The 23162-nt window shown below is 49.7% G+C and carries 23 protein-coding genes; 18 read left to right on the forward strand and 5 right to left on the reverse strand.

Going from position 1 to position 23162, the window contains the following annotated elements:
- Positions 1–15 precede the first annotated feature (15 nt).
- From ACOTZB_RS04505 to ACOTZB_RS04525, 5 genes are all read left to right on the forward strand, one after another.
- The gene (locus ACOTZB_RS04505) at positions 16–138 is read left to right on the forward strand and encodes a hypothetical protein (RefSeq protein WP_262485851.1); all 123 of its coding nucleotides are present in this window, start codon (positions 16–18) and stop codon (positions 136–138) included.
- Positions 135–317 (forward strand): DUF1482 family protein, encoded by a 183-nt coding sequence (locus ACOTZB_RS04510; RefSeq protein ID WP_042863370.1) that lies wholly within the window; start codon positions 135–137, stop codon positions 315–317. Before ACOTZB_RS04505 ends, ACOTZB_RS04510 begins: the two co-directional genes overlap by 4 nt.
- 176 nt (positions 318–493) lie before the next feature.
- The gene (locus ACOTZB_RS04515) at positions 494–2974 is read left to right on the forward strand and encodes an exonuclease (RefSeq protein WP_080337274.1); all 2481 of its coding nucleotides are present in this window, start codon (positions 494–496) and stop codon (positions 2972–2974) included.
- 52 nt (positions 2975–3026) lie between these two features.
- Complete coding sequence (locus tag ACOTZB_RS04520) at positions 3027–3272, forward strand: excisionase (RefSeq protein ID WP_071787694.1); 246 nt, start codon at positions 3027–3029, stop codon at positions 3270–3272.
- Positions 3253–4380: a site-specific integrase gene (locus tag ACOTZB_RS04525; protein WP_047174577.1), complete on the forward strand. Its 1128-nt coding sequence runs from the start codon at positions 3253–3255 to the stop codon at positions 4378–4380. The genes ACOTZB_RS04520 and ACOTZB_RS04525 overlap by 20 nt, the downstream gene beginning before the upstream one ends.
- A gap of 164 nt (positions 4381–4544) precedes the next feature.
- Here the strand turns inward: ACOTZB_RS04525 and ACOTZB_RS04530 are convergent, their stop codons facing one another.
- Positions 4545–5837: a polysaccharide biosynthesis protein gene (locus tag ACOTZB_RS04530; protein ID WP_240168055.1), complete on the reverse strand. Its 1293-nt coding sequence runs from the start codon at positions 5835–5837 to the stop codon at positions 4545–4547.
- Between the two features lie 568 nt (positions 5838–6405).
- Here ACOTZB_RS04530 and ACOTZB_RS04535 point away from each other — a divergent pair.
- Positions 6406–7005, forward strand: a complete 600-nt coding sequence (locus ACOTZB_RS04535) for a helix-turn-helix domain-containing protein (protein ID WP_052954323.1) — start codon at positions 6406–6408, stop codon at positions 7003–7005.
- A 142-nt stretch (positions 7006–7147) separates the two neighbouring features.
- Here the strand turns inward: ACOTZB_RS04535 and ACOTZB_RS04540 are convergent, their stop codons facing one another.
- From ACOTZB_RS04540 to icd, 3 genes are all read right to left on the reverse strand, one after another.
- Positions 7148–7684: a response regulator transcription factor gene (locus ACOTZB_RS04540; protein WP_047368302.1), complete on the reverse strand. Its 537-nt coding sequence runs from the start codon at positions 7682–7684 to the stop codon at positions 7148–7150.
- A gap of 17 nt (positions 7685–7701) precedes the next feature.
- Positions 7702–8184, reverse strand: a complete 483-nt coding sequence (locus ACOTZB_RS04545; protein WP_047368301.1) for an outer membrane beta-barrel protein — start codon at positions 8182–8184, stop codon at positions 7702–7704.
- 414 nt (positions 8185–8598) lie between these two features.
- On the reverse strand, positions 8599–9849 hold the full coding sequence (gene icd, locus ACOTZB_RS04550) for an NADP-dependent isocitrate dehydrogenase (protein ID WP_193804584.1): 1251 nt from the start codon (positions 9847–9849) through the stop codon (positions 8599–8601).
- Between the two features lie 117 nt (positions 9850–9966).
- On the opposite strand from icd, the gene rluE reads away from it, so the two are divergent.
- From rluE to ACOTZB_RS04590, 8 genes are all read left to right on the forward strand, one after another.
- A complete protein-coding gene (rluE, locus tag ACOTZB_RS04555; RefSeq protein ID WP_023311239.1) occupies positions 9967–10620 on the forward strand; it encodes a 23S rRNA pseudouridine(2457) synthase RluE in 654 nt (217 codons plus the stop codon).
- 9 nt (positions 10621–10629) lie between these two features.
- Entirely contained in the window at positions 10630–11103 is a 474-nt protein-coding gene (locus ACOTZB_RS04560) for an NUDIX hydrolase (protein ID WP_193804586.1), read from the forward strand.
- A gap of 40 nt (positions 11104–11143) precedes the next feature.
- Positions 11144–12256 (forward strand): tRNA 2-thiouridine(34) synthase MnmA, encoded by a 1113-nt coding sequence (gene mnmA / locus ACOTZB_RS04565; RefSeq protein WP_421626560.1) that lies wholly within the window; start codon positions 11144–11146, stop codon positions 12254–12256.
- A 26-nt stretch (positions 12257–12282) separates the two neighbouring features.
- Positions 12283–12912: a high frequency lysogenization protein HflD gene (gene hflD / locus ACOTZB_RS04570; RefSeq protein WP_013097081.1), complete on the forward strand. Its 630-nt coding sequence runs from the start codon at positions 12283–12285 to the stop codon at positions 12910–12912.
- A 19-nt stretch (positions 12913–12931) separates the two neighbouring features.
- Positions 12932–14302 (forward strand): adenylosuccinate lyase, encoded by a 1371-nt coding sequence (gene purB / locus ACOTZB_RS04575; RefSeq protein ID WP_008500757.1) that lies wholly within the window; start codon positions 12932–12934, stop codon positions 14300–14302.
- Between the two features lie 123 nt (positions 14303–14425).
- Entirely contained in the window at positions 14426–15097 is a 672-nt protein-coding gene (phoP, locus tag ACOTZB_RS04580; RefSeq protein WP_028019015.1) for a two-component system response regulator PhoP, read from the forward strand.
- Positions 15098–16561 carry a two-component system sensor histidine kinase PhoQ gene (gene phoQ, locus ACOTZB_RS04585; RefSeq protein WP_059445281.1) on the forward strand — a complete coding sequence of 488 codons (1464 nt, stop codon included), beginning with the start codon at positions 15098–15100 and terminating at the stop codon, positions 16559–16561. It abuts the gene before it with no gap.
- Positions 16562–16653: 92 nt separating this feature from the next.
- Positions 16654–17775, forward strand: a complete 1122-nt coding sequence (locus tag ACOTZB_RS04590; RefSeq protein ID WP_023311180.1) for a cupin domain-containing protein — start codon at positions 16654–16656, stop codon at positions 17773–17775.
- Between the two features lie 89 nt (positions 17776–17864).
- Here the strand turns inward: ACOTZB_RS04590 and pepT are convergent, their stop codons facing one another.
- Positions 17865–19088 carry a peptidase T gene (gene pepT / locus ACOTZB_RS04595; protein ID WP_313148889.1) on the reverse strand — a complete coding sequence of 408 codons (1224 nt, stop codon included), beginning with the start codon at positions 19086–19088 and terminating at the stop codon, positions 17865–17867.
- A 237-nt stretch (positions 19089–19325) separates the two neighbouring features.
- Here pepT and potA point away from each other — a divergent pair, with 237 nt between their 5' ends.
- The 4 genes from potA to potD are packed head-to-tail and all read left to right on the forward strand — an operon-like array spanning position 19326 to position 23134.
- Positions 19326–20474, forward strand: a complete 1149-nt coding sequence (gene potA / locus ACOTZB_RS04600) for a spermidine/putrescine ABC transporter ATP-binding protein PotA (RefSeq protein ID WP_174259824.1) — start codon at positions 19326–19328, stop codon at positions 20472–20474.
- Entirely contained in the window at positions 20458–21315 is an 858-nt protein-coding gene (potB, locus tag ACOTZB_RS04605) for a spermidine/putrescine ABC transporter permease PotB (protein WP_421626562.1), read from the forward strand. Before potA ends, potB begins: the two co-directional genes overlap by 17 nt.
- A complete protein-coding gene (potC, locus tag ACOTZB_RS04610) occupies positions 21312–22103 on the forward strand; it encodes a spermidine/putrescine ABC transporter permease PotC (protein WP_023311176.1) in 792 nt (263 codons plus the stop codon). Before potB ends, potC begins: the two co-directional genes overlap by 4 nt.
- On the forward strand, positions 22100–23134 hold the full coding sequence (gene potD / locus ACOTZB_RS04615) for a spermidine/putrescine ABC transporter substrate-binding protein PotD (RefSeq protein ID WP_023311175.1): 1035 nt from the start codon (positions 22100–22102) through the stop codon (positions 23132–23134). The genes potC and potD overlap by 4 nt, the downstream gene beginning before the upstream one ends.
- Positions 23135–23162: the final 28 nt, after the last annotated feature.

A 23162-nucleotide genomic window follows, 5' to 3' on the forward strand; every position in this document is an offset into this window, starting at 1 on the left:
ACACAGGAGTTAACCATGATCGATTTCGCACGCAAAAAAGCTGGCTGCCAAGCCGTTCGCTTAAATCTGTTTGAAGTTCTGGTCCGTAAACTTTGCTATTTACTGGTCCAAAAAGGCAATCCAGAGCTAAAAGCATGAGCTCGTTCTTTGCCCTGATCGTTACCGTCTGTGCCCTCACCGGGGAATGCTCAGACATCATGCTCGGTGTATACAAAACCGAATCTGGCTGTGATGCAGCTGCCAAAGAGCAGCACATTAAAGGAGTGTGTTACCCATATAAACCGGCTGGAGACCAACAGCCTGCTTTCAAGTTTTAATCGAGTTATGACCAATGGCTGCTACCAGCCCCTAAAAGCACAAAACCCGCGTAAGGCGGGTTAAGTACCCGGTCAGCCGACCAAAGCTTTCCGGAATCGAGTTTTGACCAATGACCACTACCCAAGGCGGCAATCACTAGCTGCGGGTATCTTACAACCAAAATTAAGGACCCGATATGGAATTCTTTCATTTAATCAAGGCAACGCAGAAATCCGGCAAAGAAGATGCCGTTATCTGGTTCACGGCTAAATCAGAAGCACGAGCCAATTTGCAGCTGGATGTAGAGCTGGAAGATGCTGGCATTGAAACCGGCCGGGGCAAGGATTATAGCAAGCCTGTCCGTACCGATTTCCCTGTTTACAACGACCTGCCGGAAGAAAGCACAGTAGATTACACCTGGTGCAAACGCTACGAACTGCAGGACGATGGACGCACCTGGCTGCCAAAGGCTGGTGCTGGATCAACTGAAGCCGTGGACAACACTGCCGCACCGGAACCGACCGTTAAAGTCGAAAGTACCGTCGAGAGTGTTCCTCTTGAAAACCGCACTCCAGCGGTCCGTTTTGCCGTCCACATGACCAGCGAAAAATACCAGTCACATATCACTAAAGAGCAGCAGCTGGCTGCCAGCGAAATGTCACTGGATGAAGGCAATACCTATCTTCAGAACATGCTGCTGGCGAAGAACAACATCCCTGAAGTTGCCGAACTCAGCCTGAACGCTGAGTGGAAACTGGTTCAGGCGATTAAGCAGGTATTCGCGCCAGATGAAGCGCACGAAACTGAAGATATCGCTGCATTCATGGCTGACTGGGCTAAAGCAGATGCCAGCGTTCACAACCAATTAGTTGAAGACTGGCGCAGTGGCAAATTTACCCCTCTGAAATCTGAAAGCACCAGTGACACCGGGGTTATAGCAGGTCAGGGTCTTGAAGCTGATAACGGTATCCAGATTGACAAGAATGATGACGAAACCACACGTTATCCAGTCGTTCGCATGCCCTTCCGCAAGCAGGTACTCGCCCAGTTCACCTGCGACGAACTGCGCCACCACTTAACCCGCGAAGAATACGAAGGTATCAGCGCGCTGGAGATGGACACTGACAATAGCTATGTCCAGAACCTGCTGCTGGCGGCAGAAAACTGCGAACAGGTTAAGGGTTACGACACCAAAGACCTGTGGCGCTATACCGACGCCATTCGCAAAGTGTTCAGCCAGGAAAAGCGTCACGAACTCGCTTTGGTTCTCCGATTCACCAGAATCTGGGCGGCGACTGATTACATTGACCGCGGCCTGCTGGTAAAAGAATGGGCCAAAGGCAATCGCGTTGCAGAAATACAGCGTACTGAAAGCGGTACGAATGCTGGCGGAGGCAACAAGACCGACAGAAACCCTGACCTTAAACATGATCTCGACACTCTCGATTTAGAGATTGCGCTGGCCACGTTACCAATGGATTTCAACATTTACGATATCCCTGGTGGTGTTTTCCGTCGGGCTAAAGAGATTGTTAGTAAGAAAGAAAGTCCGTTCAAGGAATGGTCTAAAGCCCTTCGTGCAACCCCGGGAGTTTTGGATTACTCGCGTGCGGCTATCTTTGCACTTATCCGTAGCGCTCACCCAGAACATTATCTGTATCCGGCACGTCTCAGCGGATTCATTAACGCGAACCTGACTGAAAGCGATCATTCTGCACCATCAGACGAAACTCTTGTTGCGGCACGCCATAACCCGGAGGTGAGCTGGACAAACGAGATAGTGACTGATTCTGCTTTTGAAACTGGCGGCCAGAATGAAGGTGCGCAAGTCGACGGCGGCACGCTGCCGGTTCTCGAAAAAGTTGGTAATGGTCTTTTTTCTATTGAAGGGCTGGCCACCAGCAACGCTGTAAATGTCCAACAAAATACCGCGGCGGAGTACGTTGATAATGTGCAGATGGAAGAAACTGGCAATGATGAAACCCCGGACGGTGCTGCGTTATCAGAAGGCACGGAAGAAACTATCTCAGGCGCAAGCACTACTGAGACTTATAGCAGCACAACTGCCATAAATAATGATTCCGGTCATCATAATTATACCGACCCTGAAATGCTCTATACACACCTTATGATCGACATTGAAGCTTTTGGTAAAAAAGCTGATTCACCAGTCGTATCTATCGGGGCCGTGTTCTTTGATCCATCTACAGGTAATACCGGATCGGAATTTTACAAAGTTATTAGCCTGGAATCAGCCATGGCCAGCGGCGGAGTTCCGGATGCATCTACCATTATCTTCTGGCTAAAAGCTTCGCCCGAAGCGCGCTCTGAGTTGGTAATGGATGACGCTATTCCGCTCGATGATGCATTACTGCAGCTAAATGAGTTTATAGGCGAGAATGCGGTTAACGGCCCTGATTCTGTTCAGGTCTGGGGTAATGGTGCCACTTATGACAATGTCCTGCTTGAGGCATCTTATGACCGTACGGGGATCCCCTGCCCATGGAAATTCTGGAATAACCGGGATGTAAGAACCATTGTCGAGTTGGGTAAAGCCGTTGGCTGCAAGCCTCGCTATGAGATCCCATTTGAGGGAGAACCTCACAAGGCTATTTCGGATGCTCTTCATCAGGTCAAATACGTGTCAGCAATCTGGCAGCGTCTGACTGAACACTGATTTTTTAATATCAGAAAATGGCCCTGATATGGGCCATTATGAGGTAAATCACATGCTTCAAATGCTGACTTTAGAAGAATGGGCTGCGGAAAAATACCGGAGTAATCCTCCAAGTCTGAATACTTTACGCCGATACGCCAAAGAGAGCATGTTCACTCCCCCGGCCACCAAAGAAGGAAGATACTGGCGGGTAAGAGAAGATGCCGAGATTACAGGTAATTTAACCCAGCCCGTTATTAAAAAATCTGATTCTCCTATGCTTCAAAGGATACTGTCTGATGGCTGCTCGACCACGTAAAAACAACGTCAAGATACCTAATCTCTATCCGCTATACAGTCGGAAGGTAAATAAAATCTACTGGCGTTATAAGCATCCTGTTACTGGTAAATTTCACAGCCTCGGAACTAACGAGGCTGAAGCAACAGCAATAGCAATCGAAGCTAATGAGCGACTAGCTGAACAGCGCACCAGGCAGGTTTTGGCTCTCAGTGACAAGATCGCCACCAGCAAAGGAAAGGCGATAACAACAAATACGTGGTTAGATCGTTATTGGAAAATTCAGGATGAAAGACTGGAGAATGGTGATATCAAGCCGAACACTCATAAACAAAAGGCTAAACCAGTAGCCCTACTTCGTGAGAGCGTGGGAATGAAATTGATTTCATCCGTCGATGTTCGGGATGTTGCCCAGATACTGGAGTCCTATGTTGCAGAAGGTCAACCGAGGATGGCCCAGGTAATCCGCTCTGTTTTGATCGATGTATTCAAGGAAGCCCAGCATTATGGCGAGGTACCGCCGGGTTATAACCCGGCTCTTGCGACAAAACAACCGCGCCGGCGAGTTACCCGACAACGTCTAAACCTCGACGAATGGCAAAAGATTTTCGCGATAGCTGATGCCCGCCATCAATACATGGGCAATGCAATGCTATTGGCGCTCGTTACAGGTCAACGCCTTGGGGATATTTCCAACATGAAGTTTTGCGATATTTGGGATGACCATCTGCATGTCGTTCAGGAGAAAACAGGGAGCAAGCTAGCGCTCCCTCTATCCCTAAGGCTTAACGCGATTGACTGGAGTTTGAGGGATGTAGTTGCACGTTGCCGTGACTATGCAGTGAGTCCATACCTAATCCACTTCTTTCGGGCAACCTCAATGGCAGAACGAGGTGCCCAGGTAAAGTCGAACACAATAACAATGAACTTCAGTAAGGCTCGTGATAAATCAGACATAAATTGGGGGGATGGCACGCCAGCTACTTTCCATGAACAACGCTCGTTAGCGGAAAGACTATATGAGATTCAAGGGATAGATACTCAGAAGTTGCTAGGTCATAAGTCACCGAATCAAACGGCTCGATATCATGATGATCGGGGTAAAGATTGGATTAAAATACTTATATAAAGGAGCATGCACTCCTTTATATTTATTTTTTTAAAACCCCATCGGATTGCAAAACATCTTACCAATTAATTAAACATAACGATTAATATCTTTTATAAAGAATAGATTTTAGACTTAAACTTTTATCTTAACCCATTCAGATAAAGATTGCATTTTATTAACCTTTATCTAACGCTTTTTTTAAATAATTTCCGAACGCATCCGCAAATAACCTTGATTATTTCGACATGCACTAACAACATAAAACCTTGCATGAACAAGTAGTTGAAAATTGTTAGAGAAAAAATTTCAGTAATGATAACCGCTAAGGCAGCACCAATCAATCCGAACCTTAGAGAAAAAAAATAAGAAAGCACCAAACTAAAAACCAAAACAAATATAGTTTTATATAGCAAAAATCTATATCCAGAAAGCTTAACAATTATTTTCGATGAAGCCATTCCAAGTGTAGATAATAATGTTGCAAAACATAATAAAATGCAGGGCGCTATAGATTCATTATACTCACCACCATATATGTAGAAGATTACATAGCTTATCAAAAACGTCATCAGAAATATTACCGGAATTGACAGTAAAATGATATTCAAATGCAGTCTTGCACCAAGATTGATTATTTTTGATTTGTTTTTCTCTCGAAATATTGCCGGTAGACAAGAGGTTAGCAACGATAACAAAATGAAATTCCAACTAGTAGCAAGAGTTTGAGAAACTGAATATATGCCGACATCATGATCCCCATACAAAAATGATATTACAAGTAAATTCAATCTCGGATAGATTGATGCAATAACAGAAGGAACAACGAGAATACTACCCGCATAACTCAGGTAAAAAAATCTTTTTCTTAATGCTTTATATTTTATTGTCACTTTACTTTTATATTCCTTCCGGAATATAAATAACTTCAAAAAGTAAGGGGTAGCGCTTATAATTATAAGAGGCAGTCCAAATAAGATAACCGGAGCTTTATATTTAACCATTAATGCTCTGACTACTAAACCGAAAATAAGTCCGGTTACGTTTGCAAGAGCATTCATTCTAGAGTTCAGCAATGACTCATTAAAGCTTGTATATGTATCAATTGTGTAAAAGTAATATGCCAAACATATTGACAGCACTAACACCATACCTGTTAAATCCATTTGCACATTTAAAATCATGATGCAAGTACATGCAAAAAATATAAATACCGCACTCCTCAATATGAATATAGGCAACATTAATTGAATGCCGCCCAGTAAGTTTGTGGTTATTCTTTTATAGAAAATACTATCGCTACCAAAAACCGCGGCAACTTGAATAATTTGAAAAATCGCAGTTGCGATTGCTATTTGCCCAATTACTACAGGCCCCAAGTATTTAGCTACTAAAGCGTTTATAAAGAAAAGACCAATTATGCCTATTGATTTTTCTGTAATCATCCAAATGATATTTTTTTGAGTTTTAGTTAACACCTACTCAACCTCTTTTATATATTTATTTCTCTTCATTATCTTTATATAGTAAATCTATGAATTGCGTAATATCCATGCTATCTTTATTAAATAGCATAACGTAAACAACAGCAACTATCAGTATCAACAAGACAATACATGAAAGTAGAAATAACATATTCAATCCTCTTTTTAACATTGAATTCAAAACCAATATAATTCAAAGCAGAATGAGTAGACTAGTATAAATATCGCAAAAAATAGAATTGCAGAAGTGTTTTTTAGCAAAACTCAAGCATGGAAAACATTAGTATGCAAACTATATATTATAAATAGTTATAAAATAAATTGTTAGCACCCTACCAAACAATCAACTAACACAAAACACACATCCTCATGAATATTGAGAATGATAGGTTGATAATATTTGACGAACCCAGCACTAACTGCTGCTAATTTAACTCATAAATAAATTATGTATAATTACACAAGAACATATTTAAATTTAAACTTGCCATCTCCTAAAAAGATCATATGATTGCCTAACATCAAACTTTAAGAATGAAAATAATAGCAGAGGCATTAAATCATGTTTGACCATATCTTAGAGATTGTTGAAGCTTCTAACAAATTTATACGCATTTATGCGTCAAATGGACAGCAGATACACAGCACACTCAATAATAAACCACATGTTTACTTTCTCACCGAAGGTAGAGTAGATATTTATAGGAAAACAGACGATATTTTAATTTTCACTGTATATGCACCTTATATTTTAGGGTTATTTTTTATGTTCGAAAAGAATGATTATCATTATTTCAGAGCTTCGACGGATGCAGCCTTTACAGCAATACCAACTATAGAACTGAACTGCCTAGCTGATAGTAATAATTTGTGGAAACATTTTTTCTTAATGACTTGTGAAATCGCTTCAAACTTTTTCAAAAGGGATCAAAGATTTTCATCAAAAAATGCCTACGATATTATAAAAAACAACTTAGAAGCTATATGGGAATTACCAGAAAATGAAAGATCTCAAATTTCAGTTTTCAAATTTATTTTATCTAGAAGTACAATATCTCGTAGCTCCTTAAATAAAGTTCTAAAAGACCTCAATGATGGGGGGTATATTAAAATTCACAGAGGAAAACTTTTAAACATTAAAAATCTACCGCTAAAATACTAATCACTTAGGCGGCAGAAAAATCTTTCTCCATAATGGTGTTGTTTCTGATGCAATACTCTTCTTTTCGTTTATGCGATAATTAGCATAAAGACAATAGATTGAGAATGGAATCAATACCATTATCGATAAAATAGATATTGTATTATACATGCTCATAAACCCCCTCCTTTGTTGCCAGAGCATACATATAAAGTTCATGTCTATTTTTTAAATTCAACTTTTGCAAAATATTACGTCGATGTGTGCTTATTGTCTTTTTTGTTATGTTAAGAATAATTGCAATGTTGTCATCTGTTGTTCCTTCAGAAAACAAAGTGAACAAAAGAGTCTCTTGTGATGATAGTTTTTTAAAATGAAGCATATCATGAAAGTCATTTTGGTCTGTTAAATCATTAAAACACTCAATGTATTTATCCAAGTCGTAATTACATGGTAAAATCAAAGTTTTTTCTGGTCTGTATTTTGAAACTGCATAACAATGTAAAAAGTTATCTGTAATAATAATATCTTGAGTATGATACTTATGATAAAAAATAAGTGTTGGAAGCTTTGTGGTTTGCTCAACGTTATATGTATAAGATTCAAAAACTTTTGAATCTTCAATAAGTTCCCTGATGCCGTGATATAAAAAATAATTGTCAGTAATAACGTATATTCTTAATAATTTTTTAGAGATCATTTTATTCACCTTCAAAATCAAAACAAATATCCTATCCCAATGATGAAAGTATTTATTTCTTTGTTATCAATAATTCCCAATTCATATCCTGAATTTAATTGAATGTTGTCTGTTAAATTGTAAAAAAAACCAGCACCAAAAGCAGCTCCGTAAACCTCATGTGTTTGATTAGGTTTCATTTTTGAGCCAGAAGCAAGACCAGCAAGCCCATATAAGTTTATATCTTGCGTAATGTTAAATGCTATACCCGGCATAATAGATGCATATTTATTCTTTAAATAAGAATATCCAGAGCCGCTGGTATTCTGTATATAAGTGCCTGATGCGACCAGTGCGAAATCATTCATATCGTGTCTAAACATGATATTCAATCCATGCATATTTTCCGCCCCATTTTTCTTGCCTATAGCATAATTCATAGACATTGAATTACTAGCAGATACAGTCGTGTTAAAAACGCAAATAAAAAGAAATATCACTGCAAGCTTAATTTTATGCATAGATCCTCCAAAAATTTCTCTTAAATATACAGAGATAAAATTGTGTTACCAGCATATAAATACGCAAAAAAAAGTTATAATCACACAATGAAATGTATATTTTTGTACATTGACTAAGGAAACCAGCAGGAACCAGTGATTCCCAGATAAAATAGCAAAAGGATATGAGAACCGAGTTTGTATACATTTCTGATAGTTTGGAGACTACAACGCCCGAATACATATTATATGCTTATAGCAACCTGTATGCCGTCCGGTAAATTGTTATGGCCAATGCGGAAATAATAGGAAAAAACATCTGATTAAGAGAGGGTTTTGATAATCTATTTTGATAAATTGTTGATAACCATTCGAAAACTAATAATAAAAACGGGAACCAATCGGCTCCCGTTCCAGTTTAACCCAGAATCTGGATTACATGTTCGCGATAATCGCGTCGCCAAACTCTGAGCATTTCAGCAGCTTAGCGCCTTCCATCAGACGTTCGAAGTCATAGGTGACGGTTTTCGCGTTAATCGCGCCTTCCATACCTTTGACAATCAGGTCTGCGGCTTCGAACCATTCCATATGACGCAGCATCATCTCTGCGGACAGGATGATAGAGCCCGGGTTCACTTTGTCCTGGCCCGCATATTTAGGTGCAGTACCGTGGGTCGCTTCGAACAGGGCGCACTCGTCACCGATGTTCGCGCCAGGGGCGATACCGATACCGCCAACCTGTGCTGCCAGGGCGTCAGAGATGTAGTCACCGTTCAGGTTCATACAGGCAATCACGTCGTATTCTGCAGGACGCAGCAGGATCTGCTGCAGGAACGCATCGGCGATCACATCTTTAATGACGATCTCTTTGCCGGTGTTCGGGTTCTTAATCTTCTGCCATGGGCCGCCGTCGATCAGCTCACCACCGAACTCTTCTTTCGCCAACTGGTAGCCCCAGTCTTTGAACGCGCCTTCGGTGAACTTCATGATGTTGCCTTTGTGAACCAGAGTCACAGAGTCACGGTCGTTGGTGATCGCGTATTCGATGGCCGCACGCACCAGACGTTTAGTACCGTCTTCAGAGCATGGCTTGATGCCGATACCGCAATGCTCAGGGAAGCGAATTTTCTTCACGCCCATCTCTTCGCGCAGGAATTTAATCACTTTTTCTGCGTCAGCAGAGTCCGCTTTCCATTCGATACCCGCGTAGATGTCTTCTGAGTTTTCGCGGAAGATAACCATATCGGTCAGTTCAGGGTGCTTAACCGGGCTTGGGGTGCCCTGATAGTAACGAACCGGACGCAGACACACGTACAGGTCCAGCTCCTGACGCAGTGCCACGTTCAGGGAACGGATACCGCCGCCAACTGGCGTCGTCAGTGGGCCTTTAATAGCAACGCGGTAGTCGCGGATCAGATCCAGCGTTTCTGCTGGCAGCCAGACGTCCTGGCCATAAACTTGAGTAGATTTCTCACCGGTGTAAATTTCCATCCAGGAAATTTTACGCTCGCCTTTGTAGGCTTTCTCAACAGCGGCATCAACCACTTTCAGCATCGCCGGGGTAACGTCTACACCGATACCGTCACCTTCGATGAACGGGATAATCGGATTGTGAGGAACGTTAATCTTGCCGTTTTGCAGGGTGATCTTTTTACCTTCCGCCGGAACAACTACTTTGCTTTCCATTAACCTCTCCTTCGAGCGCTTCTGGTTGTTACTGATCTTATGTTAATAAATTGTAATGAGCCCTTCGATAGTACCTGATTGTCCTGCGCCATGAAAGGTCTTCGTTATTAAGCTATAATGCGGCAATTGATAACGCCTGAAAATACCATGAAGAAAACTTCTTTTACAAAACACCGGGTTGAGCGATTCAGCTCGCGACAAGCCGCCAGAAGACCGCAAGAAACCCAGCCGAAGCGGGTTATTTTGTTCAATAAACCCTACGATGTTTTGCCGCAGTTTACCGATGAAGCCGGGCGCAGCACGCTTAAGGATTACATTCCTGTTCAGGGGGTCTACGCGGCCGGGCGTCTGGACCGCGACAGCGAAGGCCTTCTGGTGTTAACCAACGACGGCGCTTTACAGGCGAAGCTCACGCAGCCGGGCAAACGCACCGGTAAAATTTACTTCGTCCAGGTGGAAGGCGAGCCGGATGACGCGACGCTGGCAGCGCTACGCAGCGGCGTGACGTTGAACGACGGCCCAACCCTGCCGGCGGGTATTGAGCGCGTGAATGAACCGGAGTGGCTTTGGCCGCGCAACCCGCCGATTCGTGAACGCAAATCCATTCCGACAAGCTGGCTCAAAATAACCCTTTATGAAGGCCGCAACCGCCAGGTTCGGCGCATGACCGCACACGTCGGCTTCCCTACCCTGCGTCTGATTCGCTACGCCATGGGCAGCTACACCCTGGAAACGCTGGCAAACGGCGAATGGCGAGACGTTACCCCTTAAGGAGTCACTATGTTTAAACCTCATGTCACGGTTGCCTGCGTGGTCCACGCCAGGGGTAAATTCCTTGTTGTCGAAGAGAGCATTAACGGCAAAGCGCTGTGGAACCAGCCTGCCGGACACCTTGAAGCCAATGAAACCCTGCTGCAGGCAGCAAAACGCGAGCTATGGGAAGAGACCGGCATTCACGCTGAGCCTCAGCACTTCATCCGCATGCATCAGTGGATCGCACCCGATCACACCCCGTTCCTGCGCTTTTTATTTGCCGTTGAGCTTAGCGAAACGTGCGCCACTGAGCCGCAGGATGACGATATCGACCGCTGTCTGTGGGTGACCGCAGACGAGATCCTGAACGCGCCAAACCTGCGCTCGCCGCTGGTTGCGGAAAGCATTCGCTGCTGGGAGTCTGCTGGCCGCTTACCGCTGGATATTATCGGCGCATTTAACTGGCCGTTTACAGAGGGTGTCAATGGTGGGGGGGCGTGATAGAATACGCCGCCTTGAAGTTCAATGTCGTGAGTATTCCATGTCAGATAACAGCCAGAAAAAAGTGATCGTCGGCATGTCCGGCGGTGTCGATTCCTCCGTTTCCGCCTACCTGTTGCAGCAACAGGGCTATAAGGTGGAGGGCCTGTTCATGAAGAACTGGGAGGAAGATGATGGCGAGGAATACTGCACCGCCGCAGCGGATCTCGCCGACGCGCAGGCCGTATGCGACAAGCTCAGCATTGAGCTGCACACCGTTAACTTTGCCGCAGAATACTGGGACAACGTTTTTGAACTGTTCCTGGAAGAGTACAAAGCGGGCCGCACGCCGAACCCGGATATTCTGTGCAACAAAGAGATCAAATTTAAGGCCTTCCTGGAATTCGCCGCGGAAGATCTGGGTGCTGACTATATTGCGACCGGTCACTACGTGCGCCGTGCAGACGTGAATGGCAAAAGCCAGCTGCTACGCGGTCTGGACGGCAACAAAGATCAAAGCTATTTCCTCTATACGCTGAGCCACGAGCAAATCGCCCAGAGCCTGTTCCCGGTCGGCGAGCTGGAAAAGCCGCAGGTGCGTAAAATCGCCGAAGAGCTGGACCTGATTACCGCGAAGAAAAAAGACTCTACCGGCATCTGCTTCATCGGCGAGCGCAAATTCCGCGATTTCCTGGGACGGTACCTGCCTGCACAGCCGGGTAAAATTGTCACCGTCGACGGGGAAGAGATTGGCCAGCATCAGGGGCTGATGTACCACACGCTCGGCCAGCGTAAAGGCCTGGGTATTGGCGGGACCAAAGAAGGTAGCGAAGATCCATGGTATGTTGTCGACAAAGACGTCGAAAACAATATTCTGGTTGTTGCCCAGGGTCACGATCATCCGCGTCTGATGTCCGTTGGCCTTATCGCGCAGCAGCTGCACTGGGTCGATCGTGAGCCGCTGAAAGGCACGCTGCGCTGCACGGTAAAAACGCGCTACCGTCAGACCGATATTCCTTGCACCATTACCGCGCTCGATGACGATCGCATTGACGTGCGTTTCGACGAGCCGGTCGCCGCCGTCACCCCGGGTCAGTCTGCTGTCTTCTACAGCGGCGAAATCTGTCTGGGCGGCGGGATCATTGAACAGCGCCTGCCGCTGCCTGCTGTTTAATACGATTCACACATAAAGGAGACCGTGTGGCGAAGAACTACTATGACATCACCCTGGCGCTGGCGGGAATTTGCCAGTCAGCCCGTCTGGTGCAACAGCTGGCGCATCAGGGGCATTGCGACGCAGATGCCCTGCACGTTTCACTGAACAGCGTTATCGATCTCAACCCCGGCTCGACGCTGGGCGTGTTCGGCGGCAGTGAAACCAATCTTCGTCTCGGTCTTGAAACCCTGCTCGGCGTGCTTAACGCCAGCAGCCGTCAGGGATTAAACGCGGAGCTGACCCGCTACACGTTGAGCCTGATGGTGCTGGAGCGTAAGCTGAGCGCCGCAAAAGGCGCGCTCAATACCCTGGGCGATCGTATTGCCGGATTACAGCGTCAGCTCGATCATTTTGACCTGCAGTCGGAAACGCTGCTGAGCGCCATGGCCGGCATTTATGTTGACGTCATCAGCCCGCTGGGCCCGCGTATTCAGGTCACCGGCTCCCCTGCCGTGCTGCAAAGTCCGCAGGTACAGGCAAAAGTGCGTGCGTCCCTGCTGGCAGGTATCCGCGCCGCCGTGCTGTGGCACCAGGTTGGCGGTGGCCGCCTGCAGTTAATGTTTTCTCGTAATCGCCTGACCACTCAGGCAAAACAAATTCTTGCTCATTGTTAACCTCCCGGAGTTGCGAATTATGGAATTATCCTCACTGACCGCCGTATCCCCTGTCGATGGACGCTACGGCGATAAAGTCAGCGCGCTGCGCGGGATCTTCAGCGAATATGGTTTGCTGAAGTTCCGTGTTCAGGTTGAAGTACGCTGGCTGCAAAAGCTGGCCGCCCAGGCAGCAATCAAGGAAGTTCCTGCTTTTGACGAAAAGGCAAACGATTACCTTGATAAAATCGTTGCCGAGTTTAGCGAACAAGACGCCGCGCGCATTAAAACCATTGAGCGCACCACCAACCACGACGTGAAAGCGGTTGAGTACTTCCTGAAAGAGAAAGTGGAAAGCGTTCCTGCCCTGCACGCCGTGTCTGAGTTCATTCACTTCGCCTGTACCTCTGAAGACATCAACAACCTGTCTCATGCGCTGATGCTCTCCACCGCGCGCAAAGAGGTGGTGCTGCCTTACTGGCGTAAAATCATCGACGCGGTAAAAGCGCTGTCCGTGGAATACCGCGACATTCCGCTGCTCTCCCGTACCCACGGCCAGCCAGCCACGCCATCCACGATGGGTAAAGAGATGGCGAACGTCGCGTACCGTATGGAGCGCCAGTATCGTCAGCTGGAACAGGTTGAAATTCTGGGCAAAATCAACGGCGCGGTCGGTAACTATAACGCCCACATCGCCGCTTACCCGGAAGTGGACTGGCACCAGTTCAGCGAAGAGTTCGTGACCTCTCTGGGCATTCAGTGGAACCCGTACACCACGCAGATTGAGCCGCACGACTATATCGCCGAACTGTTTGACTGCATCGCGCGCTTCAACACCATCCTGATCGACTTCGATCGTGACGTGTGGGGCTACATCGCCCTGAACCACTTCAAGCAGAAAACCATCGCCGGTGAAATCGGCTCTTCCACCATGCCGCATAAGGTAAACCCAATCGACTTCGAAAACTCCGAAGGCAACCTGGGCCTGGCGAACGCCGTGCTGCAGCATATGGCAAGCAAACTGCCGGTATCCCGCTGGCAGCGCGACCTGACCGACTCCACCGTACTGCGTAACCTGGGCGTGGGCATTGGCTACGCGCTGATCGCGTACCAGTCCACCCTGAAAGGCGTGAGCAAACTGGAAGTGAACCGTGACCGTCTGCTGGACGAACTGGATCACAACTGGGAAGTGCTGGCGGAGCCAATCCAGACCGTGATGCGTCGTTACGGTATCGAAAAACCGTACGAGAAGCTGAAAGAGCTGACCCGCGGGAAACGCGTTGACGCCGAAGGCATGAAGCAGTTTATCGACGGTCTGGCCCTGCCGGAAGAAGAGAAAACACGCCTGAAGGCGATGACCCCGGCGAACTACATTGGCCGCGCCATCACCATGGTCGACGAGCTGAAGTAACGCCCTTCTCCCCCTTTTCGCCCGAAAAGGGGGATGCTTTTCCCCGGTTTACTCAATGTTTATCCCCACAACAACATAATCAGCGTTAAACTATTCATACCAATTATTTAGGGAGAAGAGATGATGCGCGTACTGGTTGTTGAGGATAACGCATTGCTACGCCATCACCTGAAGGTTCAGCTTCAGGAGATGGGACATCAGGTGGACGATGCTGAAGATGCGAAAGAAGCCGATTATTATCTCAATGAACATCTGCCGGATATCGCCATTGTCGATTTAGGGTTGCCTGACGAAGACGGTCTGTCGTTAATTCGCCGCTGGCGCAGCCACGATGTCTCCCTGCCGGTTCTGGTTCTGACCGCCCGTGAAGGCTGGCAGGATAAGGTTGAAGTGCTCAGCGCGGGTGCCGACGATTACGTCACCAAGCCGTTTCATATTGAAGAGGTGGCGGCGCGCATGCAGGCACTGTTACGCCGCAACAGCGGGCTGGCTTCACAGGTTATTTCCATTCCGCCATTCCAGGTCGATCTCTCCCGCCGGGAATTAGCGATCAATGATGAAGTGATTAAGCTCACCGCCTTCGAATACACCATCATGGAAACGCTGATCCGTAACAATGGCAAAGTGGTGAGCAAAGATTCCTTAATGCTGCAGCTTTACCCTGATGCGGAACTGCGCGAGAGCCATACCATTGACGTGCTGATGGGACGTTTGCGTAAGAAAATTCAGGCGCAGTATCCGCAGGATGTGATTACCACCGTCCGTGGCCAGGGCTACCTGTTCGAATTACGCTAAATGAGACGGATTTTACGCCATATTCTGCCCCTCTCGCTGCGGGTTCGTTTCTTACTGGCCACGGCTGCCGTCGTGCTGGTGCTGTCGCTCTCCTACGGCATGGTCGCCCTGGTAGGCTACAGCGTCAGCTTTGATAAAACCACCTTTCGGCTGTTACGTGGCGAAAGCAATCTGTTTTATACCCTGGCGAAGTGGGAAAACAATCAAATTACCGTCGAAATGCCGGAAAACCTCAACCAGCAGAGCCCGACGCTGGCCCTGATTTATAACGAAAAGGGGAAATTACTGTGGGCGCAGCGTGATATTCCCTGGCTGGTCAAAAGCATTCGTCCGGAATGGCTCAAAACCAACGGATTTCACGAAATTGAAGCCGATCTCAACACCACCAGCTCGCTGATCCATGAAGATCGCTCCCTGCAGCAAAAGCTGAACGAGATCCGCGCCGACAACGCCGAGACGGAGATGACGCACTCCGTCGCGATCAACCTCTATCCAGCGACGCTGAACATGCCGCAGCTGACCATCGTGGTGATCGACACCATTCCGGTCGAGCTGAAGCGTTCTTATATGGTCTGGAGCTGGTTCATCTACGTTCTGGCTGCGAATCTCCTGTTGGTGATCCCACTGCTGTGGGTAGCGGCGTGGTGGAGCTTGCGCCCCATTGAATCACTGGCGAAAGAGGTTCGTGAGCTGGAAGAACATCATCGCGAGAAGCTGAACCCGGAAACCACCCGTGAGCTCACCAGCCTGGTGCGTAACCTCAACCGCCTGCTGAAAAGTGAACGCGAACGCTACGATAAATACCGTACCACCCTTACCGACCTGACCCACAGCCTGAAAACTCCGCTGGCCGTCATGCAAAGTACCCTGCGTTCAATGCGCAGCTCGAAGCTGAGCGTCGATGATGCCGAGCCGGTGATGCTGGAGCAGATCAGCCGTATTTCCCAGCAAATTGGCTATTACCTGCACCGCGCCAGCATGCGTTCCGGCAGCGCGCTTCTGAGCCGCGAGCTGCACCCGGTAGCCCCGCTTCTGGATAACCTCACGTCCGCCCTCAACAAGGTGTATCAGCGTAAAGGGGTGAACATCAGCCTCGATATCTCGCCAGAGATAAGCTTTGTGGGTGAAAAAAATGACTTCATGGAAGTGATGGGTAATCTGCTGGATAACGCCTGCAAATACTGTCTGGAGTTCGTGGAAGTGTCTGCTCGTCAGACGGAAACCGAACTGCATATTATCGTTGAGGATGATGGCCCGGGGATCCCACGCAATAAGCGTGACGTGGTGTTCGATCGCGGTCAGCGCGCCGATACGCTACGTCCTGGCCAGGGCGTAGGATTGGCCGTCGCCCGTGAGATTGTCGACCAGTACGACGGGAAAATAGAAACCAGTGAAAGCCTGCTGGGCGGCGCCAGAATGGAGGTTATTTTTGGTCGCCAGCAGCCCACATTGAACGATAGTTAACCCGTTATGTGAAAAATGCGAGGATCTCGCAGCCGGGGGACTGAGCTTCCGTTATAATCCGAGTCAGTAAGAGCCTGCGGAATAAAAAAATTATGGATTATCACTTAACGCTTAACTGGCCCGAGTTTATTGAACGTTACTGGCAAAAACGCCCGGTGGTTCTGAAACGCGGATTCAGCAATTTTGTCGACCCTATCTCGCCTGACGAGCTGGCAGGTCTGGCCATGGAAAACGAAGTCGACAGCCGTCTGGTCAGCCACCAGGACGGGAAATGGCAGGTTAGCCACGGTCCTTTCGAAAGCTACGATCACCTCGGTGAAAACAACTGGTCGTTGCTGGTGCAGGCGGTCAACCACTGGCACGAGCCGACTGCCGCATTAATGCGCCCGTTCCGCGCCCTGCCCGACTGGCGCATGGACGATCTGATGATCTCCTTCTCCGTGCCGGGCGGCGGCGTAGGTCCACATCTTGACCAGTACGACGTGTTCATCATTCAGGGTACGGGCCGCCGCCGCTGGCGCGTGGGCGAAAAAGTGCCGATGAAGCAGCACTGCCCGCATCCTGACCTGCTTCAGGTTGACCCGTTTGAAGGGATTATCGACGAAGAGCTGGAGCCGGGTGATATTCTCTACATTCCGCCGGGATTCCCTCACGAAGGTTACTCCCTGGAAAACTCACTCAACTACTCCGTGGGGTTCCGCGCGCCAAGCGGCCGCGAGATGATCAGCGGATTTGCCGACTACGTTCTGCAGCGCGAGCTGGGCAGCTATCGTTACAGCGACCCTGATGTGCCTGCGCGCGAGCATCCGGCGGATATTCTGCCAGAAGAACTCGATAAGCTGCGCGGCATGATGCTGGATTTGATCAACGAGCCGGAGCACTTCAAACAGTGGTTTGGTGAGTTTATCAGCCAGTCTCGTCATGAGCTGGACGTTGCGCCGCCGGAGCCGCCGTATCAGGCTGACGAGATTTATGATGCGCTTCAGCAGGGCGATAAGCTGACGCGTCTGGGCGGGTTGCGCGTGCTGCGCATTGGTGAAGAGGTGTTCGTCAACGGCGAGAAGCTGGACTCTCCGCACCGCCCGGCGCTGGAAGCCATTGCCAGCCATCTGGTGCTCACTGCCGACACCTTTGGCGATGCGCTGGAAGATCCTTCCTTCCTCGCGATGCTGGCCGCGCTGGTCAACAGCGGGTACTGGTTCTTTGAGGACTGAGTCGTGATATTTGCCGGGTGGCGGCTTCGCCTTACCCGGCCTACATTCCGATCGTAGGCTCGGTAAGCGTAGCGCCACCGGGCTTTTTCTTACCGCTTCGCGGTTAACTCCGCTATCCGCACTATCACCTTAACCGCTTTTTCCATCCCTTCCAGCGTCACAAACTCATGCTTACCATGGTAGTTGTAGCCACCGGTAAACAGGTTCGGGCACGGCAGCCCCATAAACGACAGCTGAGAACCGTCGGTGCCGCCGCGAATCGGCTTCAGCTGCGGTTCAATATCGCAGTCGCGCATCGCCTGCTGGGCGATATCGAGAATATGCGGATGCGCCATCACCTTCTCGCGCATGTTGTAATAGCTGTCTTCAATGATCAGCTCAATATAGCAATCAGGGTGTAACCCTTTGCCCACCTTCCTGGCGATCTCCATCATCTTACGCTTGCGCGCCTCAAAGGCTTTGCGGTCGAAATCGCGGATGATGTAGTGCATCTGCGCGCTGTCCACGGTGCCTTTGATGCTGGTCAGGTGATAGAAACCTTCATACCCTTCGGTCTGTTCAGGGCTCTCTTCCGCCGGGACTTCCGCATGAATTCGCGACGCCAGCGACAGCGCGTTCACCATGACGCCTTTCGCCGAGCCGGGATGAACGTTGTTGCCGACAATTTTGATGGTGACGGACGCGGCATTGAAGTTTTCATACTCCAGTTCACCGACGCCGCCGCCGTCAACGGTATAGGCCCACTGCGCGTTAAAGGCCTCCACGTCGAAGTGCTTCGCGCCCTTGCCCACCTCTTCGTCCGGCGTAAAGGCCACGCGGATATCCCCGTGCGGGATATTTTTGCCCTTCAGCACCGCCAGCGCGGTCATGATCTCCGCGATCCCCGCCTTGTCATCCGCCCCCAGCAGCGTTTTACCGTCGGTGGTGATCAGCGTCTGGCCCAGCAGCTGATGCAGTACCGGGAACATCACCGGCGAGAGCACTTCGTCACCAATGCCCAGCGCTATATCGCCACCGCGGTAGTTTTCCACAATCTGCGGGTTCACATGTTTACCGCTAAAATCCGGAGAGGTGTCGACATGGGAGATAAAGCCAATCGCCGGAATATCACCCTGGACATTCGCCGGCAGCGTTGCCATCACAGTGCCTTTTTCGCTTAACGTGACGTTGACCAGCCCCATGGCGTCAAGCTGCTCTTTCAGCAGGTTTAATAACTTCCACTGGCCTTCGGTGCTCGGCACCTGGCGAACACCCGGCTTAGATTGGGTATCCAGCGAAACGTACTGTAAAAAACGCTCAAGTAATTTATCCATGCAGTCACCCTCACTTTTTGTGACAACATTATCAATAAGCATCAAAACGCAAATATTGCGTCAGGTCACTTTTATCCCGCAAACGAGAATATTTTCCGTTTGTATCGTTATGCGTTAATAAATGTAGCTTATGAATCAGTGACAAGGATTGGCGATCGCAGGGGATTGCCGTAGAATGTCCGCCCTCATTACGAGTCACCAAGGTGGTTACACACAAACCCCGCTTCAGTCTGCTGCCTGAGGCGTCTATATGGGACAGCGCAAAAATTGAATACACAATCCCGTTCACGTTCACCGCTGGTGCAACTGGAACGAATTCGTAAAAGTTTTGATGGTAAAGACGTTATTTCCGACCTCACTCTGACCATCAATGACGGTGAGTTTCTGACGCTGCTTGGCCCCTCGGGCTGCGGCAAAACAACCGTACTACGCCTTATCGCCGGGCTTGAAAGCGTCGATAACGGCCATATCCATCTTGAAAACCAGGACATCACCCGGGTTCCCGCCGAAGATCGCCACGTCAATACCGTCTTTCAGAGCTACGCCCTGTTCCCGCACATGACCGTGTTTGAAAACGTGGCGTTTGGCCTGCGGATGCAAAAAACGCCGGCGAACGAGATCGAACCGCGCGTCACCGACGCCCTGCGCATGGTGCAGCTTGAGACGTTTGCCCAGCGTAAACCCCATCAGCTTTCCGGCGGCCAGCAGCAGCGCGTGGCCATCGCCCGCGCCGTCGTCAACAAGCCTCGCCTGCTCCTGCTGGATGAATCCCTCTCGGCGCTGGATTACAAGCTGCGCAAGCAGATGCAGAACGAGCTCAAAGCCCTGCAGCGCAAGCTCGGCATTACCTTTGTCTTCGTCACCCACGATCAGGAAGAAGCCCTGACCATGTCCGACCGCATCGTGGTGATGCGCGACGGCAAAATCGAGCAGGACGGCACGCCGCGCGAAATCTACGAAGAGCCGAAGAATCTGTTTGTCGCCAGCTTCATTGGCGAGATCAATATTTTCGACGCCACGGTGATCGAGCGTCTGGACGACCAGCGCGTGCGAGCCAGCGTCGAAGGGCGCGAGTGCAATATCACGGTGAATTTCCCCGTCGAAAAGGGACAAAAGCTCAACGTTCTGCTACGCCCGGAAGATCTGCGCGTCGATGAAATTCACGGCAATACCGAGGCCGAAGGGTTGATTGGCTATATCCGCGAGCGCAACTACAAAGGGATGACGCTGGAGTCCGTTGTCGAGCTTGAGAACGGCAAAATGGTGATGGTCAGCGAGTTCTTTAACGAAGACGACCCTGACTTCGACCACTCTCTCGACCAGAAAATGGTTATTAACTGGGTAGAAAGCTGGGAGGTTGTGCTGGCTGATGAAGAACACAAGTAAATTCCAGAATGTGGTGATCGCCACGATCGTCGGTTGGCTTGTGCTGTTTGTCTTTTTGCCCAACCTGATGATCGTTGCCACCAGCTTTCTGACCCGCGACGACGCTAGCTTCGTTTCGCTGGTCTTTACGCTGGACAACTACGCGCGCCTGCTCGATCCGCTCTATTTTGACGTGCTGCTGCACTCGCTCAACATGGCGCTGATCGCTACCCTTGCCTGTCTGGTGCTGGGCTATCCTTTCGCATGGTTCCTCGCGGGCCTGCCGCAAAAGGTGCGGCCCCTGCTGCTGTTTTTACTGATTGTTCCCTTCTGGACCAACTCGCTCATCCGTATTTATGGCCTGAAGATCTTCCTCAGCACAAAGGGCTATCTCAACGAGTTTCTGCTGTGGTTGGGAGTGATTGATACGCCGATCCGCATCATGTTTACCCCGAGCGCGGTGATTATCGGCCTGGTCTATATCCTGCTGCCGTTTATGGTGATGCCGCTCTACTCCAGCATCGAGAAGCTGGATAAACCGCTGCTGGAGGCGGCAAAAGATCTGGGCGCTAACAAGCTGCAGACCTTCATCCGCATTATTATCCCGCTGACCATGCCCGGCATTATCGCGGGCTGCCTGCTGGTGATGCTCCCGGCGATGGGCTTGTTCTACGTGTCGGATCTGATGGGCGGCGCGAAAAACCTGCTGATCGGTAACGTGATCAAGAGCCAGTTCCTGAACATCCGCGACTGGCCGTTCGGGTCCGCGACCAGCATTACGCTGACGGTGGTCATGGGCCTGATGCTGCTGGTCTACTGGCGCGCTTCACGGCTGCTGAACAAGAAGGTGGAACTCGAATGATCGGTCGACTGCTTCGCGGCGGTTTTATGACCGCCATTTACGCTTACCTGTATATCCCGATCGTTATTTTGATCGTGAACTCGTTTAACAGCTCACGCTTCGGGATTAACTGGCAGGGCTTTACCACCAACTGGTACAGCCTGCTGATGAACAACGATAGCCTGCTGCAGGCCGCGCAGCACTCGCTGACGATGGCGATCTTCTCCGCCACCTTCGCGACGCTGATTGGCTCGCTCACCGCCGTGGCGCTCTACCGCTATCGCTTTCGCGGCAAACCGTTCGTCAGCGGCATGCTGTTTGTGGTGATGATGTCGCCGGACATCGTGATGGCCATTTCGCTGCTGGTGCTGTTTATGCTGCTGGGCGTACAGCTTGGCTTCTGGTCGCTGCTGTTCTCGCACATCACCTTCTGCCTGCCGTTTGTGGTGGTGACCGTTTTCGCGCGCCTGAAAGGGTTCGACGTGCGCATGCTGGAGGCGGCGAAAGATCTGGGTGCCAGCGAGATGATCATCCTGCGCAAAATCATCCTGCCTCTGGCGATGCCCGCCGTGGCGGCCGGATGGCTACTTAGCTTCACCCTGTCGATGGATGACGTGGTCGTGTCCTCCTTCGTCACCGGTCCGAGCTATGAAATTCTGCCGTTGAAGATCTATTCAATGGTGAAAGTCGGCGTCTCACCGGAGGTGAACGCGCTGGCGACCATTCTGCTGGTGTTTTCGCTGGTTCTGGTGATTGCCAGCCAGGTTATTGCTCGTGATAAAACAAAATCTCAGGGGACAATGAAATGAAAAAAATGCTCGCCGCTGCGGCGCTGGTGCTTGGCATGGGTGCCGCGCACGCTGATGACAGCAAAACGCTCTACTTCTACAACTGGACCGAGTACGTGCCGCCGGGCCTGCTGGAACAGTTCACAAAGGAAACGGGCATCAAGGTTATCTACTCGACCTACGAGTCGAATGAAACCATGTACGCCAAGCTGAAAACCTACAAAGACGGCGCGTACGATCTGGTCGTGCCTTCCACCTACTTTGTCGACAAAATGCGCAAAGAGGGCATGATCCAGAAGATCGACAAAACGAAGCTAACCAATTTTGCAAACCTCGATCCTGAGATGCTCAACAAGCCGTTCGACCCGAATAACGACTACTCCATTCCGTATATCTGGGGGGCAACCGCGATTGGCGTGAACAGCGAGGCCGTCGATCCAAAAACGGTGACAAGCTGGGCCGATCTCTGGAAACCAGAGTACAAGGGTAGCCTGCTGTTAACCGACGACGCGCGTGAAGTGTTCCAGGTCGCGCTGCGCAAGCTGGGCTACTCGGGCAACACGACGGATCCGAAAGAGATTGAAGCGGCGTATAACGAGCTGAAAAAGCTGATGCCTAACGTGGCGGCGTTCAACTCTGATAACCCGGCAAATCCGTATATGGAAGGCGAAGTGAACCTGGGGATGGTGTGGAACGGCTCCGCGTATGTCGCCCGCCAGGCCGGTACGCCGCTTGAGGTGGTCTGGCCGAAAGAAGGCGGGATCTTCTGGATGGACAGCCTTGCGATCCCCGCCAACGCGAAAAACGCTGAAGGGGCGCACAAGCTGATTAACTTCCTGCTGCGTCCGGACGTAGCGAAACAGGTTGCCGAGACGATTGGCTACCCGACGCCAAACCTCGCCGCACGCAAGCTGCTGAAGCCTGAGGTAGCTAACGATAAATCGCTCTATCCGGATGCCGAAACCATCAGCAAAGGTGAATGGCAGAACGATGTCGGTGACGCCAGCCGCCTCTACGAAGAGTATTACCAGAAATTAAAAGCGGGCCGGTAACGGTATCGCGTTCTTCCTCACGCCGCCC

It is taken from the genome of Enterobacter cloacae complex sp. SHL020 (assembly GCF_049236945.1).
Classification (GTDB): Bacteria; Pseudomonadota; Gammaproteobacteria; order Enterobacterales; family Enterobacteriaceae; genus Enterobacter; species Enterobacter dykesii.